The sequence below is a fragment of the Thalassobaculum fulvum genome, from assembly GCF_014652915.1.
GTDB lineage: Bacteria > Pseudomonadota > Alphaproteobacteria > Thalassobaculales > Thalassobaculaceae > Thalassobaculum_A > Thalassobaculum_A fulvum.
Window position 1 is genome coordinate 99708 of the sequence record NZ_BMZS01000001.1, and the last position, 16408, is coordinate 116115.

Consider the following 16408-nt stretch of genomic DNA (forward strand, 5'->3'; position numbering starts at 1 on the left):
GACGCCGCCTGCTGACGCTGGCGGCAGCCGCGGCGATGCCGGCGGCCCGGGTCGATGCCGCACCGGTCGACGCCGCACCGGTCGACGCGCGCAACGACCTGATCGGCCGCAATCGCCTGCACATCGTGCGGCCCGGCGACACCCTGGTCGACATCGCGGTGGCCTACCGGGTCGGTTTCGTCGAACTGGCGGCCGCCAACCCGGCGGTCGACCGCTGGCTGCCGCGGCCCGGCACCGAGGTCGTCATTCCGCAGGAGCACATCCTGCCGGCGGCCCCGCGCCGCGGCATCGTCATCAACCTGGCGGAGCTGCGGCTCTACCATTTCGGCAAGGACGGCGAGGTCGCCAGCATGCCGATCGGGATCGGCAGCGAGGGGCTGGAGACCCCGGACGGCGAGACCACGATCACCGGCAAGCGCAAGAACCCGACCTGGTGGCCGCCGCCGTCGATCCGCGCCGAGAAGCCCGAGCTGCCGAAGGCGGTGCCGCCGGGTCCCGACAACCCGCTCGGCGACTACGCCCTGGAACTCGGCTGGCCGCTCTACCGGATCCATGGCACCAACCTGCCCTACGGGGTCGGCCGGCGGGTCAGCCACGGCTGCATCCGAATGTATCCGGCCGACATCGAGACCGTGTTCAACAGCGTCCGGATCGGCACGCCGGTCACCGTGGTCGACCAGCCGGTCAAGGTCGGCTGGCAGGAAGGCCGGCTGTTCCTGGAGGCGCACCCCACCCAGCGCCAGGCCGACGAGATCGAGGCCGGCCGGTCGCTCGCCGACTGGCCGCCGACCGATCCGATCGAGGCGATCCGGGCCGGGGTCGGCGACGCCGCCGGCTACGTCCGGATCGACTGGACCGAAGTGCGCCGGATCGCCGAGGCCCGCGAGGGGGTACCCGGGCTGATCTCGATCGGGTCCGTGCGGCTGCCCAGCGAATGACCGCCGCCGCTTGATCTCTCTCAATGCGCGAGCGGCGGTTGCCTGCCAGTCATCGAGGCCACGGCGACGGCACCCGTCGACGCCGGCAAGCCGAGGAGACCGCCATGACCAAGCCCGCCCCCGCCTGGCCGTCGGCGACGGCCCTGTTCGGAACCGCCGGAAGTCCCTTTGCCGGGAATCCCTTCGCCGGCAACGTGCTCGCGGGCAATCCGCTGGCTGCCAACCCCTTCGCTGCCGGCCACCATCACGCCATGACCGCCTGGGTGCAGCTCAACCGGGCGATGCTGGAAGGCGTCGGCAAGCTGCAGCAGGAGACCAGCCGGTTCGTGATCCGCCGGCTGGAGGACGATTTGGAGCGCCAGCGCCAGATCCTCGAGGCCGAGTCGCCGGAACAGGCGTGGCAGGCCTATGCCGACTTCGCCCGCCAGGCGGTCGAGGACTACACCGCGGAGGCCGGCAAGCTGTCGGAGATCGCCGCCGAGATGCAGTACGCCTGCTCCGGGTTCGGCGAGATGCTGGCCTCGGCCGCGCTCGCGGAGAAGCCCGGCGCCTGAGCGCCTGGCCTGAGCGCCTGGCCTGAGCGCCTGGCCTGAGCGCCTGGCCTGAGCGCCCTGGCCTGAACGCCCTGCGAGGCCGGCGAAGCCGCCGGCCTCAGCGCTGCAGCACGTAGGCCCCCGGCGCGTCCGGCATCGGCGAGCGGCCGTTGTGGGCCGAGACGATCGGTTCGGCCGGCTCCGGCGACCCCGACCGGGCGGCCAGCCAGGCCTGCCATTCCGGCCACCATGAGCCCTCCCGCACCGGCGTCACCGCCTCCCAGGTGTCCGGGTCGACGAACACGTCGCCGAGCCCCTTGGTCGACACCCGGTAGTGCCGGTGCGGGTGGCCGGGCTCGCTGACGATGCCGGCGTTGTGGCCGCCCGAGGTCAGCAGGAAGGTGACCTCGGCCGCCGGGTGGGTGGTGATCTTGTAGACCGACCGCCAGGGTGCGACGTGGTCGCGCTCGGTGCCGACGGCGAAGATCGGCGCCCGGATGTCGGCCAGGTTGACCGACCGGCCGTCGACGTGGAAACGGCCCTCGGCCAGGTCGTTGTCGAGGAACAGCCCGCGCAGGTACTCGGAGTGCATGCGGTACGGCATGCGGGTGGCGTCGGCGTTCCAGGCCATCAGGTCGGTGACCTGTTCGCGCTCGCCGAGCAGGTAGTTGCGCACCATCCTCGACCAGATCAGGTCGTTCGACCGCAGCAGCTGGAAGGCGCCGGCCATCTGCTTGGTGTCGAGATAGCCCTGCTCCCACATCATGTCCTCGAGGAACCGGACCTGGCTCTCGTCGATGAACAGGGTCAGCTCGCCGGCCTCGGTGAAGTCGACCTGGGCGGCCAGCAGGGTGATCGAGGCCAGCCGGTCGTCGCCGTCGCGGGCCATCGCCGCCGCCGCGATCGACAGCAGCGTGCCGCCCAGGCAGTAGCCGGCGGCATGCACCTTGCGGCCCGGAATCGAGCGCTCGACGGCGTCCAGCGCCGCCATCACCCCGAGCCGCAGGTAGTCGTCCATGCCGAGGTTGCGCTGCTCCGGCCCCGGGTTGCGCCAGGAGATCATGAACACCGTGTGGCCCCGGCCGACCAGCCAGCGCACCAGCGAGTTCTCCGGCGACAGGTCGAGGATGTAGTACTTCATGATCCAGGCCGGCACGATCAGCACCGGCTCGGGATGCACCTGCTCGGTCGCCGGCGCGTAGCGGATCAGCTCGATCAGCTCGTTGCGCCAGACCACCTTGCCGGGGGTCACCGCCACCGTCTCGCCGGGCCGGAACGCCTCGGTGCCGACCGGCGGCCGGCCGGCGACGGTGCGCTCCCAGTCGGCGATCATGTTGGCCATGCCGCGCTGCAGGTTGGCGCCGCCCTCGCGCAGGGTGGTCGCCAGGATCTCCGGGTTGGTCGGCACGAAGTTGGACGGCGACATCAGGTCGAGCAGCTGGCGGCCGACGAACGAGACCACCTGCTCGTGGTGCCGCGACACCCCGGGAATCCCGGTGGTGGCGTTGTGCCACCACTGCTGGGTCAGCAGGAACGACTGGTAGATCATGTTGTAGGGCGCGGTCTGCCACGCCTCGCCGGCGAACCGCCGGTCCTGCGGCAGCGGCGCGATGCACGGCTCGGTGCCGCCGCCGGCGGCGCACTCGCAGGAATGCAGCCACAGGCGGACCGCCTTGCGCACCGCCTTCTGCAGCAGCTGCGCCTGCTTGCCCGGCGAGATCGCCAGGTGGATCGCCCAGTCGCCGTAGGCCTCAGCCAGCGACGCCGGCGAGATGCCGCCGGTCAGCCGGGCGATCGCCGCGTGCACCTGGCGGTCGACCGCCTCGCCGCCCATGCCGCCCCACAGCGGCTCCGGCCCTTCGACGAGATCGGCCAGCGGCATGGGGAATGCCGGCGCCGGGCGTTTCGGGGCCGGCGCCGGGTCGGCCGGCCCGGTGCGCCCCATTCCGGTGCGCCCGATTCGGGTCACGCTGCTCATCCCTCGTCCTCCACGTCGACGGGCGACCCGTCGGTCCGTTGCAGCGCCACTACGGTCGCGCGGATGTCGTCGCGGACCGCCGCCGGCTGCCGCGCCACCGCCTCGCCGAGCGTGCGCAGCGCCCGCCGCAGCCCGTGGATCTGGTCCAGCAGGTCGACCACCATCGGCACGGTGTCGCGCTCGACCTCCAGGTCGCTCTCCAGGGTCACCAGCAGCCGCAGGCGGGCGACGTCGACCTCGGCGAAGGCCAGGACACCCTCCTGCCGGACCGGACGGACCAAGCCCTCTTCGACCCAGACCATCAATCGTTCTTCCGACAGGCCGTGCACCTGGGCAACCACCGCCGCAACGTCAAGCATGGCGGGCCTCCATTGTCAGCCGGCCTTCTTCATCAGGTCGGCGCGCGGGTCGTATGCCCGGTTCCGTCGCCATTCGCTCATGAAGGCTTCGAGTTCGGGATCGGCGTGCGGCGGCAGCACCACCCGCAGGGTGACGAACTGATCGCCGTGGTCACCGGCGGCCCGCACCCCCTTGCCCTTGAGCCGGAGCACCCGGCCGGAGCTGGAGTTCTTCGGCACCGTCACGGCGACCGGGCCGTGGATCGTCGGGACCTGGACCTTGCCGCCCAGCACCGCCTCGTCGACGGTGATCGGCAGCTCGACGCGGATGTCGTCGCCGTCGCGCCGGAACACCGGATGCGGCCGGACCGCCAGCTCGATCAGGGCGTCGCCGGGCGGCCCGTCGCCGTGGCCCGGCATGCCGTGGCCGGCGAGCCGCAGCGTCATGCCGTCGCGGGCGCCGACCGGGATCCGGACGTCCAGGGTGCGGCCGTCGGCCATGGTCACCCGGGTGCGGGCGCCGCGGGCGGCGTCCAGGAACTCGACCTCCAGGCGGTAGCGGACGTCGCCGCCGCGGGCATGGAACCGATGCCGACGCCCGCCTCCGTGGGCTGCATCGCGGCCGAACAGCTCGGAGAACACGTCGCCGAGGTCGCCGAAATCCTCGAAGCCGCGGGTCGAGTGGTAGGGGTGGTCGTGATGGCCGGGGCCGCCGGCGTGCTCGCGGTAGTACGGGTGCGGTTGCCGCTCCTGCCCGCTGGCGTCGATCTCGCCGCGGTCGTAGCGGCCGCGCCGCTCCTCGTCGCCGACGATCTGGTAGGCCTGGGTGACCTCCTTGAAACGCGCCTCGGCCGCCGCGTCGCCGGGGTTCAGGTCGGGGTGCAGCGTCTTGGCCAGCTTACGGTAAGCCTTGCGGATGTCGTCCTGCGAGGCGTCGGCCGCCACGCCCAGGATCTCGTAGGGTGTCTTCGCCATGCCCGGCTCCGCGGTCACTCCGCCGCCTTGGGGGCCGCCGCCTTGGGGGCCGCCGCCTTGGGGGTGGACGCTCGCGGCCGGGCACCACCGGTCTTTTCGCCGCCGGCCCTCGCGGCCTCCGCGTCGGCCCGGCGCTCGCCCAGGAACGACGTCACCGCCGCCCGGTCGAGCGTCTCGACATGCTCGAGCTCGGCGATCAGCCTCTCGATCGCCGGCCGGCCGGCCTCGATCACCGCGATCGCACGGGACTCGGCCTCGTGCAGGATCCGCCGGACCTCGATGTCGACCTCGTGCGCGGTGCCGTCGCTGAACTCGCGGGGCTGCGCCATCTCGCGGCCGAGGAACGGGTGCTCGTCGCTCTGCCTCAGGTCGACCGGGCCGAGCTGGTCCGACATGCCCCAGCGCGACACCATGGCGCGGGCCAGCCGGGTCGCCCGGCGGATGTCGTCGTCGGCGCCCGAGCTGACGTCGCCGATCAGCACCTGCTCGGCCGCCCGGCCGCCCAGCAGCACCGCCAGCTGGTCCTCCAGCTCGGCGCGCGACTGGGTGTAGTGCTCCTTCTCGGGGATCATGTGGGTGCCGCCCAGCGCCCGGCCGCGCGGAATGATCGTCACCTTGTAGATCGGGTCGGCGTTCGGCAGGGCGTGCGCGACCGCCGTGTGGCCGGCCTCGTGCACCGCCAGCCGGTGCTTCTCCTCCGGGCGGATGGTCAGCTTGCGCTCCATCCCCATCATCACCCGGTCGCGGGCCTCGTCGACGTGACGCATGGCGATGCGGTCGCCATTCTCGCGGGCGCAGGCGATCGCCGCCTCGTTCATCAGGTTCTTCAGGTCGGCGCCGGAAAAGCCCGGGGTGCCGGCGGCGATCACCCCGAGGTCGACGTCGCCGGCGATCGGCTTGTCCTTGGCGTGGACCGTCAGGATCGCCTCGCGCGCCGCCTTGTCCGGCAGGTCGAGGGTGACGTGGCGGTCGAAACGGCCGGGCCGCAGCAGCGCCGGGTCGAGCACGTCCGGCCGGTTGGTCGCGGCCAGCACCACCACCGCCTCGTGGCCCTCGAAGCCGTCCATCTCCGACAGGATCTGGTTGAGGGTCTGCTCGCGCTCGTCGTGGCCGCCGCCGAAGCCGGCGCCGCGTACCCGGCCGATCGCGTCGAGCTCGTCGATGAACAGGATCGACGGCGCCCGCTTCTTGGCCTCGTCGAACATCGACCGTACCCGGCTGGCGCCGACGCCGACGAACATCTCGATGAACTCCGAGGCCGAGATGTTGAAGAACGGCACCCCGGCCTCGCCGGCCAGCGCCCGCGCCAGCAGGGTCTTGCCGGTGCCCGGGGGGCCCATCAGCAGGATGCCGCGCGGCGGCTCGGCGCCGAGCCGGCGGTAGCGGTCCGGGTCGCGCAGGAACTCGACCAGCTCGGCGACCTCGCGCTTGGCGTTGTCCTGGCCGGCGACGTCGGCGAACGTCACCTTCCTGGTCTGGGTCTCCTGCTTGGCGGCACGGCCCTTCAGGAAGTCCTCGACCCCGCCGCCGCCGAAACCGCCGCCGGCGACGCCGCGTGAGAACCGGGTCCAGAAGAAGAAGTAGATGGCGATGAAGATCAGCCACGGCAGCATCGAGACCCACCAGCCGCGGCCGTCGGACGGCAGCGCCGTGGTCGCCACGCCGTGCTGCTCCAGCGCCGGCAGCAGCTGCGGATCGCCGACCGGCGGGATCCGGGTGGTGACCGACGGCGAGGCGACCCCCGGGCGCACTTCCATCGGCGCGTCCAGCGTCACGGCGATCTCGTCGCCGCGCATGGTCACGCTCTCGACCTTGCCCTCGTTCAGCAAGCTCTTGAAGGTCGAATAGGCGATCGGCGCCGCCGCGCCCGGCTGCCCCTCGTAGCGCGACGCCAGCCAGAACGGCAGCAGAAGCCCCGCCATGATCAGCACGATCCAGATCCAGCGTCGCTCCACCGCAACTCACTCCACGACCGTCTCGCGGGCCTCCCGCTCCCCGAGGACCAACCCTAGGAGGACCCGGAGGCGGGCACCTTGACCTGGGTCAACCCCCTGGCACCCGACATCGGGTCATATGGACCCGGGAGGACGCCCGGAGTATGACCTGCGCTCCCCTGCCCGTCACGCTGCCCTGGCCGTCACGCCGGCCCGCGCCGCGGCGGGGGTGCCGCATTAACGTCGCGTTCATGGTCTTCCCCGCATTCTGCAGCGCGGGGAGACCGAGGTTCCTGGGGGTGGCCCGCATGGCGATTGCCGACGATATCGTCGCCCGACTGACGGGCGAGTTCCTTGACGACGCCGGTGACCGGCTGGCGCGGGCGCAGCTCGCCCTGAACGGACTGGCCAACGCGCCGAAGGACCCGCGCCCGCTGCTGCTCGACCTGGCGCGCGAGATCCACAACCTGAAGGGTGCCGGCAAGACCTTCGGGTTCCCGACGATCTCGCTGGTCGCCGACCGGTTCGAGGAGTACCTGGGGGCCAGCGCCGACGCCAAGCCGCTGCCGGTCGCCGAGCTGCAACGCTTCGCCGACGCCCTGGTCGACATCGTCGAGGGCGGACGCAACCCCGACCCGGACCGCACCGCCGCGATCCTGCGCGGGCTGCCGGCGTTCTTCGAGTTTGATCCGGACACCGTCGTCGGCCGGCCGGGACGGGCGCTGGTGGTGACCCGGGCCCGCACCCTCGGCCACATGCTGGCCCGCGAGCTCGCCAACTGCGGCTACCGGGCGCAGACCTCGTCCGACCCGTTCGAGGCGCTGCGCTTCGCGGTCGCGGAAAAGCCGGACGTGGTGCTGAGCTCGGCGGTGCTCGACGGCATGGCCGGGATCGACCTGCTGCGGGCGCTCCGCACCGTCCGGCCGACCGCTAGGCTGCCGGTGGCGGTGGTGACCTCGTTCGACGCCGGCCACCCGGAACTGGCCGGGCTGCCCGAGGACGTGCCGGTAGTCAGGCTCGGCAAGACCCTGTCCGACGACCTCGCCCGGGTCCTGACCGAAGCGGGCGAGCAGCCCGGCGGCTGAGCGCCGCCGGACCGGGGTTCAGGCCGCCTTCCTGATGCCGGCCGCCTTGACGCTGTCGTCGACGAACGGCTCGAACTTCTTGAAGTTGTCCTCGAAGCGGCCGCACAGGTCGTGGGCGGTGGCGTCGTAGGCGCTCTTGTCGCCCCAGGCGCCGCGCGGCAGCAGCACCTCGCTCGGCACGTCCGGGCAGGCCTCCGGTACCAGCAGGCCGAACCGGCCGTCCTCGTGCACCGGCGCGCCGGCCAGGCGCCCGTCGAGCGCCGCCCGCACCATGGCCCGGGTGTAGGCGATCTTCATGCGGTCGCCGCCGGCACCGGCGCGGCCGCCCGACCAGCCGGTGTTGACCAGCCAGCAGGTGGCGCCGTGCTTGGCGATCTTGTCGCGCAGCATGGCGCCGTAGACCGACGGGTGGCGCGGCATGAACGGCGCGCCGAAACAGGTCGAGAAGGTCGCCTGCGGCTCCTTGCCGAGGCCCTTCTCGGTGCCGGCGACCCGGGCGGTGTAGCCGGACAGGAAGTGGTACATCGCCTGCTCGGGCGTCAGCTTCGAGATCGGCGGCAGCACCCCGAAGGCATCGGCGGTCAGCATCACCAGGTTGACCGGATGGCCGGCGACGCCGGTCGCCGAGGTGTTCGGGATGAAGTCGATCGGATAGCAGGAGCGGGTGTTCTCGGTCAGCGAGTCGTCGTCCAGCAGCAGGGTCCGGTGGACCGGGTCGTGCACGACGTTTTCCAGCACCGTGCCGAAGCGGTGGCTGGCGGCCCAGATCTCGGGCTCGGCCTCGGCCGACAGCCGGATCACCTTGGCGTAGCAGCCGCCCTCGAAATTGAAGATGCCGTGGTCGGACCAGCCGTGCTCGTCGTCGCCGATCAGCGTGCGGGTACCGTCGGCCGACAGCGTCGTCTTGCCGGTGCCGGACAGGCCGAAGAACACCGCCACGTCGCCCTTGGAGCCGACGTTGGCCGAACAGTGCATCGGCATCACGCCCTGCTCGGGCAGCAGGTAGTTCAGCACGCCGAAGATCGACTTCTTGATCTCGCCGGCATACCAGGTGCCGCCGATCAGGATGATCCGGCGGTCGAAGTCGACCAGGATGAAGGTGCCGGAGTTGACGCCGTCCTCCTTGCCGCGCGCGGTCAGGCCGGGCGCGTGCAGGATCGTGAACGCCGGCTCGAAGCCGACGAGCTGCGACGGCTCCGGGCGGATGAACATGTTGCGGGCGAACAGGTTGTGCCAGGCGGTCTCGGTCACGACCCGCACCGGCAGCCGGTAGGCCGGGTCGGCGCCGGCGAAGCAGTCCAGCACGAAGGTGTCGCGCCCGTGGTAGTAAGCGGCGATCCGCGCCCGCATGGTGTCGAACAGCTCGCGGCTGATCGGCTGGTTGATCCCGCCCCAGTCGACGGCGCCGCGCGTGGAGTCGCTCTCGACGATGAACTTGTCCTTGGGCGACCGGCCGGTGTGCTCGCCGGTGGTGACCAGAAGCGCGCCGCCGGCGGTGATCAGGCCCTCGTTGCGGCGGATCGCCTCCTCGTACAGCGCCGCCGGCCCGAGGTTCCAGTACACCGATTTCAGGTTGGTCAGGCCGTGGGCCTCGAGCCCGCTGCGGCTCGCCGTCTCACCGACAATGTTCACGCTGCTTCCTCCACCCTCGATCGGCCGTGGTTCCCGGCCGGCTGATGCGCGTTCTGGATAGGGGACCCGTCACACGAACGCAACGTTCGACCGCACCGCCCGTTCCCGGGTGATGGGCCAAGCTTCGGTCTGCGACGTTCTGTCGCAAACCCGCCGGGAAATATGTCAGATACCAGGGTCGTCACTGCCCTCAGGCGCGGAGCACCGCGACGCCCGGCAGTTCCTTGCCCTCGAGCCACTCCAGGAAGGCGCCGCCGGCGGTCGAGACGTAGGAGAACCGCTCCAGCACGCCGGCATGGGCGAGCGCCGCGACGGTGTCGCCGCCGCCGGCCACGGTCAGCAGCCGGCCCTGGTCGGTCAGTTCGGCCGCCGCTTTCGCCAGCGCGTTGGTGCCGGCGTCGAACGGCGCGGTCTCGAAGGCGCCGAGCGGGCCGTTCCACACCAGGGTCCGGCACGACGCCAGCCGCTCCGCCATGGCCGCCACGGTCGCCGGTCCGACGTCGAGGATCATCTTGTCGGCCGGCACCGCGTCGACCCCGACCACCGCGGTCTCGACCCCGGGGGCCAGCTTGTCCGCGACCACCGCGTCGACCGCCAGCAGGATGTCGCAGCCCTTGGCCTCGGCCTTGGCGAGGATCCCGCGGGCGGTGTCGGCGAGATCGCGCTCGGCCAGCGAGCTGCCGATCTCGACGCCCTGGGCGTACAGGAAGGTGTTGGCCATGCCGCCGCCGATCGCCAGCACGTCGACCTTCTCGACCAGGTTGCCGAGCAGCTCCAGCTTGGTCGACACCTTGGCGCCGCCGACGACGGCGGCGACCGGCCGGGTCGGGGCCTCGAGCGCCCGGCTCAGGGCCTCCAGCTCGGCCTGCATCAGCCGGCCGGCATGGGCCGGGCGGCGGCGCGCCACGCCGTCGATCGAGGCATGCGCCCGGTGCGCGGCGGAGAACGCGTCGTCGACGTACAGGTCGCAGAGCGCCGCCAGCGCGTCGGCGAACGCCGGGTCGTTGGCCTCCTCCTCGGCGTGGAAGCGCAGGTTCTCCAGCAGCACCACGCCGCCGTCCGCCAGGCCGTCGACCACCGCCTCGGCGTCCGGCCCGACGCAGTCGGCGGCGAACGCCACCTTGCGGCCGACGGCGGCCGACAACGGGTCGACCAGCGGCGCCAGCGACATCTCGGGAACGCGCTTGCCCTTGGGCCGGCCGTAATGCGAGGCGACGATCACCTTCGCCCCCTTGCCGGCCAGCTCGCGCACCGTCGGCGCGGCCCGCTCGATGCGGGTCGCGTCGGTCACGCGGCCGTCCTTCATGGGAACGTTGAGGTCGAGCCGGACCAGCACCCGCCGGCCGGCGACATCGACCTGATCGAGGGTTTTGAACGCGGCCATCGCCCGGTTTCCCCATCTCGTAACGTGGTCGGCGGGATGTGCCACAGCGCGGCCCGGGGGACAAGGGCCGGGGTCGGCCCGGACCTGAGCAATTTTGCGAATCCGCGCCCCTTGACCCGCGATCCCGGCACCCCACGCTATCGTCATGGACCGATCAGCGCCTCCCTCCGGCCGCCCGGCCCTGGCGACCGCCGCCTACGGCGCCGGCCAGCTGGCGCGCGTCGGCTGGTATCTCGGTCACTACATCGCCACCCGGCGCTGGCTGTCGCGGGTCGAGGGCGGCCGGCGGCCGCGGCGCAGCCTGCGGGGCCGGCTGGTCGGCGCGCGCATCCACGCCGCCCTGACCCGCCGGGCGATCGCCCTGATGGCGCGGGACCTGGCGAACGTCCGGGCCGGGATCTATCCGCTGCCCGCCGACCTCGCCCCACGCCCGCTGGCGGCCGGGCTCGACGCCGCGCGCTACTGGCACGACCTGCCGGAGGTGGCCCTGCGCCGGCGCCGGCGACGCCACGGCGACGCGACCGGTACGCTGGCCGAAGCCCCCGGCGACGGCCGGTTGCCCGACTACTACCGGCAGAGCTTCCACGACCAGTCCGGCGGCTGGCTGACCGGCCGGTCGGCGGCGCTGTACGACACCCAGGTGGAGGTGCTGTTCGGCGGGCTGGCCGGCGCCATGCGCCGCCAGGCCCTGCCGCCGGTCGCCGACTGGCTGGCGGCCCGCGGTGCTCCGGAGGGCGCCGGCCTGCTCGACCTCGGCACCGGTACCGGCGCCATGCTGGCAACCGCGGCGGAGGCGTTCCCGGCCCTGGCGCTGCACGGCCTCGACCTGTCGGCCGCCTATCTGGCCCGGGCCCGCGACCGGCTCGCCGACCGGCCGGTGCGGTGGCACGAGGCGGCGGCCGAGGCGATCCCGCTGCCGGACGCCTCGGTCGACCTGGTCACCGCGGTCTACCTGCTGCACGAGCTGCCGCCGGCGGTCCGCGCGGCGGCGCTGGCCGAGGCGGCGCGGGTGCTGCGCCCCGGCGGCCGGCTGGTGGTCGTCGACTCGATCCAGCTCGGCGACGCCCCGGCCCTCGACCCGCTGCTGCGCGGCTTCCCCGAGCAGTTCCACGAGCCGTACTACGCGGACTGGGTGGCGGCCGACGTGCCGGCCCTGCTGACCGCCGCCGGGCTGGTCCCGGCCGGCACCGAGCCTGCGTACCTGTCTAAGGTGTGGGTGGCGGACCGGCCGTAACCGGAAATGCCGGTCGCCCGGTCGGTCCCGAATCCGTTCCGCCGGCGGCGGTCCGGTCCGGGATGAGGCGTTCAGATGGTCATACCCTCGCCCTCATCCCGGGCAAGCGACGCGCCACCCGGGACCTACCGGTACGGGTCCGCCGCGTCCCTGAGCCCGTCGCCGAAGAAGTTGAAGGCCAGCACCACCAGGATCACCGGGATCACCGGGGTCATGATCCACGGGTACAGCTCGACCGCGTTGATGTTCTGCGCCTCGGTCAGCAGCACGCCCCACGACGTGATCGGCGGGCGCAGGCCGAGGCCGAGGAAGCTGAGCGCGGTCTCGCCGAGGATCATGGTCGGGATCGTCAGGGTCGCCGAGGCGATCAGGTGGCTCATGAAGCTCGGCAGCAGGTGGCGGCCGATGATCCGGCTCGGCTTCGCGCCCATCAGCTCGGCGGCGACGCAGAAATCCTCCTCGCGCAGCGCCAGCAGCTTGGAGCGCACCGCCCGCGCCAGCCCGGTCCAGTCGAGCAGGCCGAGGATCAGGGTGATCCCGAAATAGATCAGGATCGGGCTCCAGGTCACCGGCAGGGCGGCCGACAGCGCCATCCACAGCGGCAGCTCCGGGAACGAGCGGATGATCTCGATGACCCGCTGCACCGAGGCGTCGACCCAGCCGCCGTAGTAGCCGGCGAGGCCGCCGATCACGATGCCGAGCACGAAGCTGACGGTGATGCCGATCAGGCCGACGGTCAGCGAGATCCGGGTGCCGTAGACGATGCGCGAGAACATGTCGCGGCCCAGCCGGTCGGTGCCGAGCAGGAACAGCGTGCCGCCCTCGGCCGGGCAGACCAGGTGCAGGTCGGCCTCGAACCCGCCCCAGAACCTGTAGGGATCGCCCGAGCAGAAGAACCGCAGCTTCTGGACCTTGTCCGGGTTCGGCGCGTACTCGCGCTTCAGGGTGCGCAGGTCGAGCTCGTAGTCGAGGCCGAGCACGTAGGGGCCGACGAACCGGCCCTCGTGGAACAGGTGCACGCCCTGCGGCGGCGCGTAGATGAACTCGGTGTGCCGGGTCGCCAGCGCGTAGGGCGCGATCAGCTCGGAGATCAGGATCGAGGCGTACAGCAGGGCCAGGAACAGGCCGGAGACGACGGCCAGGCGGTGGCGCTTGAGCTTCCACCAGGTCATCTGCCACTGCGACGCCATGTAGTAGCGTTCCTGCTCCGGCGTCAGCGCCTCGTCGGCGGCCGGATTGAACGGCGCCCGGTCGACGAAGTGGCGCGGCCGCGGCCGCGGCGCGTCGGTCGCGCTCATCGCCCGCTCCTCCTCATCGTGCCGTCCCTCCCCCGAGCCGGATCCGCGGGTCGAGCCAGGCCAGCGCCATGTCGGACAGCAGCATGCCGACCACGGTCAGCACCGCCAGGAACATCAGGAACGAGCCGGCCAGGTACATGTCCTGGCTCTGCAGCGCGCCGATCAGCATCGGCCCGGTGGTCGGCAGCGACAGCACCATGGCCACGACCGCCGAGCCCGACACCACCTGCGGCAGCATGTTGCCGATATCGGCGATGAACGGGTTCAGCGCCATCCGCAGCGGGTACTTCAGCAGCGCCCGCAGCGGCGGCAGGCCCTTGGCGCGCGCGGTGATCACGTACTGCTTCTGCAACTCGTCCAGCAGGTTGGCGCGCAGCCGGCGGATCATCGCCGCGGTGCCGGAGGTGCCGATCACCACCACCGGCACCCACAGGTGCTCCAGCACCGACACCACCTTGCCCCAGGTCCAGGGCTGGTCGATGTAGGACGGGTCCATCAGCCCGCCGATCGAGGTCCCGAACCAGACGTTGGCGAAGTACAGCAGCACCAGCGCCAGCAGGAAGTTCGGGGTGGCCAGCCCGATGAACCCGACCAGGGTCAGCCCGTAGTCGCCCCAGCTGTACTGGTGGGTCGCCGAGTAGATGCCGATCGGAAACGACACCAGGTAGATGAACAGGATGGTGCCGAAGTTCAGCACGCAGGTCAGCAGCACCCGGTCGCCGACCACGTCGGCCACCGGCAGCTGGTACTCGAAGCTGTAGCCGAAGTCGCCGCGCAGCAGGCCGCCGGCCCACAGCAGGTACTGCTGCCACATCGGCTGGTCGAGCCCGTACTGGGCGCGCAGCGCCGCGATCTTGGCGAGATCGACGTTCTCGCCCTGGCTCTCCATCTCGGCGATCAGGGTCGACAGGTAGTCGCCCGGCGGCAGCTGGATGATGATGAAGGTGATGATGCTGATGGCGACCAGGGTCGGGATCATCACCAGCAGGCGTCGGACCAGATAGTCGAACATGCCCGGTACCGCCCCTACCGCCGGCTGCGCACGGCCGCGGTCAGCACCGATTCCGGCGTCCGCGGGCGCGCCGGGCCGAAGAAGAAGGTGTCGGGGCGGTAGATGCCGAAATGCGCCCCCGGATCCCAGGCGTAGACGCCCTGCACCGGCACGTTGTGCAGCTCGAGGTCGACGACGACCGGCTGCAGCACGCCGGCGACCAGGCCGATCGTGTAGGTCTGCTCGGACCAGATCCCGAGCATCTCTCCCCAGATCCGGGTCCGCTCGTCACGCGACCCGGCGTGCCGCCAGCTCCGGTACAGCTCCATCAGGCGCTGCGCCTCCGGCAGGTCGGGCGGCGCGCCGGCCTTGCCGCCGGTCTGGTAGTACTGCCCCCATTTCGGCCACATGTACTGGTTCTGGTCGGTCGGCGCGAACTCCTGCGGGCTGGTATCGGCAGTCGGCAGGCCGTTCTCCAGCCCCTTCGAGATCGACATCAGGGTCTTGCCGGCGAACACCCGGTTGCGGAACACGGTGCGCTGGATCGGCCGGCTGTACAGCTTGATGCCGACCGCCATCCAGCTGTCGTGCACCAGTTCCAGGACGTCGGTCTGCTCGCTGCTCTCGCCGGCGGTCTCGACCACGATCTCGGCCGGCCGGCCGTCCGGCAGCAGGCGCACGCCGCGCCCGTCGCGGCCGGTCAGGCCGATCTCGTCGAGCAGCGCATCGGCCTTCGCCGGATCGTAGGTCGCCCACCTCTCGCGCAGCCCGTCGCGGTACAGCGGCGAGCCCGGCAGCACCGTGTCGTTGCCGTCGAGCGCCAGCCCGAAGTAGTTGACTTCGTTGATCTCGTGCCGGTTGATCGCCAGCGACAGCGCATGCCGGAACCGGGTGTCGCGCATCAGCTCGCGCCACACCGGGTCCTCGGCGTTCAGGTTCGGGTACAGCGCCAGATGGGCGCCGTAGGCGGTCCGCCAGAGATAGGTCTCGTAGCCCGACCGGGTCTCCGACTGGCGCAGGAAGGTGTAGTCGTCGAACGACAGGTAGCGGGCCTGCAGCGCCGACTCGCCGGCGCCGGTCTTGGCCGGGATCAGGCCGGGGGCGGCGATCTGGAAGTCGACCTCGTCGATGTAGGGCAGCTGCCGGCCCTCCGGGTCGACCCGGTGGTAGTAGGGGTTGCGGCGGTACACGAAGCGGTCCGACGGCGGCTCGGTCACCACCATCCAGGGCTGCAGGGTCGGCAGCGCCGGGTTGTCGAACTTGTACATGTTGTCGAGCTTGTTGTGCAGCGCCGCCCAGTTGCGCTGGTGGCCGTCCTTGACCAGCTTCTCCAGCTCCGCCGGCTCGCAGTAGCGGGCATGCACCTTCTTCAGGTAGTGGGCCGGGCGGTACAGGTACAGCGGCCGGGCGCCGGCCAGCGCCGGCAGGAATTCGGGGTTCGGCCTGGACCACGAATAGCGCACCACGGTCGGCGACAGGATCTCGACCTTCGGTTTCTCGCCGTCGACCATCAGCTCGCTCGGCGGCCCGGTCGGCGACAGGTGCTCGTCGTTCGCCACGTCCTCCCAGAAGTACCGGAAGTCCTCGGTGGTGAACGGCGCGCCGTCGGACCAGCGGTGGCCCTCGCGCAGGGTGAAGGTGAACACCCGGTCGTCCTCGACCTCGACCGCCTTCAGGATGTCCGGCACCAGCTCGAAGGTCTTCGGGCGGTAGCCGACCAGCCGGGCGTAGCCGTACACCACCATCTGCCGGGTGTCCTTGTCCCGGCCCATGATCATCGGCAGCACGCCGCCGTACTGGCCGGGCTCCTGGCCCGCGGCCGCCAGGTCGACGACCGCCGGCTCGCGCGGCAGCCGCTCGGCGATCGGCGGCAGCCGGCCGGCCGCGACGTCCTCGGCCAGCGCCGGCGGCTCGACATACCCGGTGGCGGCGGCCGGGGCCGCCGGGGCGAACCAGAGCAGGGCCGCGAGGAATGCGGTCACGACCCCCGTCACCCCGTGGGTTCCGGATCGCCCGCGCGGTCGCGCGGCCGTCCGCAATGACGTCAGGAGGGGGCGGGCGATTTTCTCCCCGGTCGTCATTCCGGCC

General features: G+C 71.8%; 13 protein-coding genes. 4 read left to right on the forward strand and 9 right to left on the reverse strand.

Translation table 11 applies throughout. The features are described 5' to 3' along the window. Positions 1 to 35 precede the first annotated feature (35 nt). Together IE246_RS00465 and IE246_RS00470 are read left to right on the forward strand one after the other, a co-directional pair. Positions 36 to 938, forward strand: a complete 903-nt coding sequence (locus IE246_RS00465) for a L,D-transpeptidase family protein (RefSeq protein WP_229836140.1) — start codon at positions 36 to 38, stop codon at positions 936 to 938. A 104-nt stretch (positions 939 to 1042) separates the two neighbouring features. Next, complete coding sequence (locus tag IE246_RS00470) at positions 1043 to 1492, forward strand: phasin family protein (protein ID WP_189986944.1); 450 nt, start codon at positions 1043 to 1045, stop codon at positions 1490 to 1492. 97 nt (positions 1493 to 1589) lie between these two features. On the opposite strand, the gene IE246_RS00475 is transcribed toward IE246_RS00470, so the two are convergent. Genes IE246_RS00475 through ftsH form a run of 4 tightly spaced genes read right to left on the reverse strand, consistent with a single transcriptional unit; the run spans position 1590 to position 6717 of the window. After that, positions 1590 to 3449, reverse strand: coding sequence for a PHA/PHB synthase family protein (locus tag IE246_RS00475; protein ID WP_229836142.1), 1860 nt, complete (start codon positions 3447 to 3449; stop codon positions 1590 to 1592). Continuing rightward, complete coding sequence (locus IE246_RS00480; RefSeq protein ID WP_189986945.1) at positions 3446 to 3808, reverse strand: chaperone modulator CbpM; 363 nt, start codon at positions 3806 to 3808, stop codon at positions 3446 to 3448. The genes IE246_RS00475 and IE246_RS00480 overlap by 4 nt, the downstream gene beginning before the upstream one ends. Positions 3809 to 3823: 15 nt before the next feature. Then, positions 3824 to 4762, reverse strand: a complete 939-nt coding sequence (locus IE246_RS00485; RefSeq protein ID WP_189986946.1) for a DnaJ C-terminal domain-containing protein — start codon at positions 4760 to 4762, stop codon at positions 3824 to 3826. Between the two features lie 14 nt (positions 4763 to 4776). Beyond that, positions 4777 to 6717, reverse strand: coding sequence for an ATP-dependent zinc metalloprotease FtsH (ftsH, locus tag IE246_RS00490; protein WP_229836162.1), 1941 nt, complete (start codon positions 6715 to 6717; stop codon positions 4777 to 4779). Between the two features lie 287 nt (positions 6718 to 7004). On the opposite strand from ftsH, the gene IE246_RS00495 reads away from it, so the two are divergent. Next, positions 7005 to 7781, forward strand: a complete 777-nt coding sequence (locus IE246_RS00495) for a response regulator (protein ID WP_189986947.1) — start codon at positions 7005 to 7007, stop codon at positions 7779 to 7781. Between the two features lie 18 nt (positions 7782 to 7799). Here the strand turns inward: IE246_RS00495 and IE246_RS00500 are convergent, their stop codons facing one another. After that, on the reverse strand, positions 7800 to 9413 hold the full coding sequence (locus IE246_RS00500; RefSeq protein WP_373297837.1) for a phosphoenolpyruvate carboxykinase: 1614 nt from the start codon (positions 9411 to 9413) through the stop codon (positions 7800 to 7802). Between the two features lie 190 nt (positions 9414 to 9603). Then, positions 9604 to 10797 (reverse strand): phosphoglycerate kinase, encoded by a 1194-nt coding sequence (locus IE246_RS00505; protein ID WP_189986948.1) that lies wholly within the window; start codon positions 10795 to 10797, stop codon positions 9604 to 9606. A 145-nt stretch (positions 10798 to 10942) separates the two neighbouring features. Here IE246_RS00505 and IE246_RS00510 point away from each other — a divergent pair, with 145 nt between their 5' ends. Next, positions 10943 to 12031, forward strand: coding sequence for a class I SAM-dependent methyltransferase (locus tag IE246_RS00510; protein ID WP_189986949.1), 1089 nt, complete (start codon positions 10943 to 10945; stop codon positions 12029 to 12031). A gap of 125 nt (positions 12032 to 12156) precedes the next feature. On the opposite strand, the gene IE246_RS00515 is transcribed toward IE246_RS00510, so the two are convergent. The 3 genes from IE246_RS00515 to IE246_RS00525 are packed head-to-tail and all read right to left on the reverse strand — an operon-like array spanning position 12157 to position 16302. Then, positions 12157 to 13329, reverse strand: a complete 1173-nt coding sequence (locus IE246_RS00515) for an ABC transporter permease (RefSeq protein WP_189986950.1) — start codon at positions 13327 to 13329, stop codon at positions 12157 to 12159. 13 nt (positions 13330 to 13342) lie between these two features. After that, positions 13343 to 14341 (reverse strand): ABC transporter permease, encoded by a 999-nt coding sequence (locus tag IE246_RS00520; RefSeq protein WP_189986951.1) that lies wholly within the window; start codon positions 14339 to 14341, stop codon positions 13343 to 13345. Between the two features lie 14 nt (positions 14342 to 14355). Beyond that, positions 14356 to 16302: an ABC transporter substrate-binding protein gene (locus IE246_RS00525; protein ID WP_229836163.1), complete on the reverse strand. Its 1947-nt coding sequence runs from the start codon at positions 16300 to 16302 to the stop codon at positions 14356 to 14358. Between the last annotated feature and the right edge of the window lie 106 nt (positions 16303 to 16408).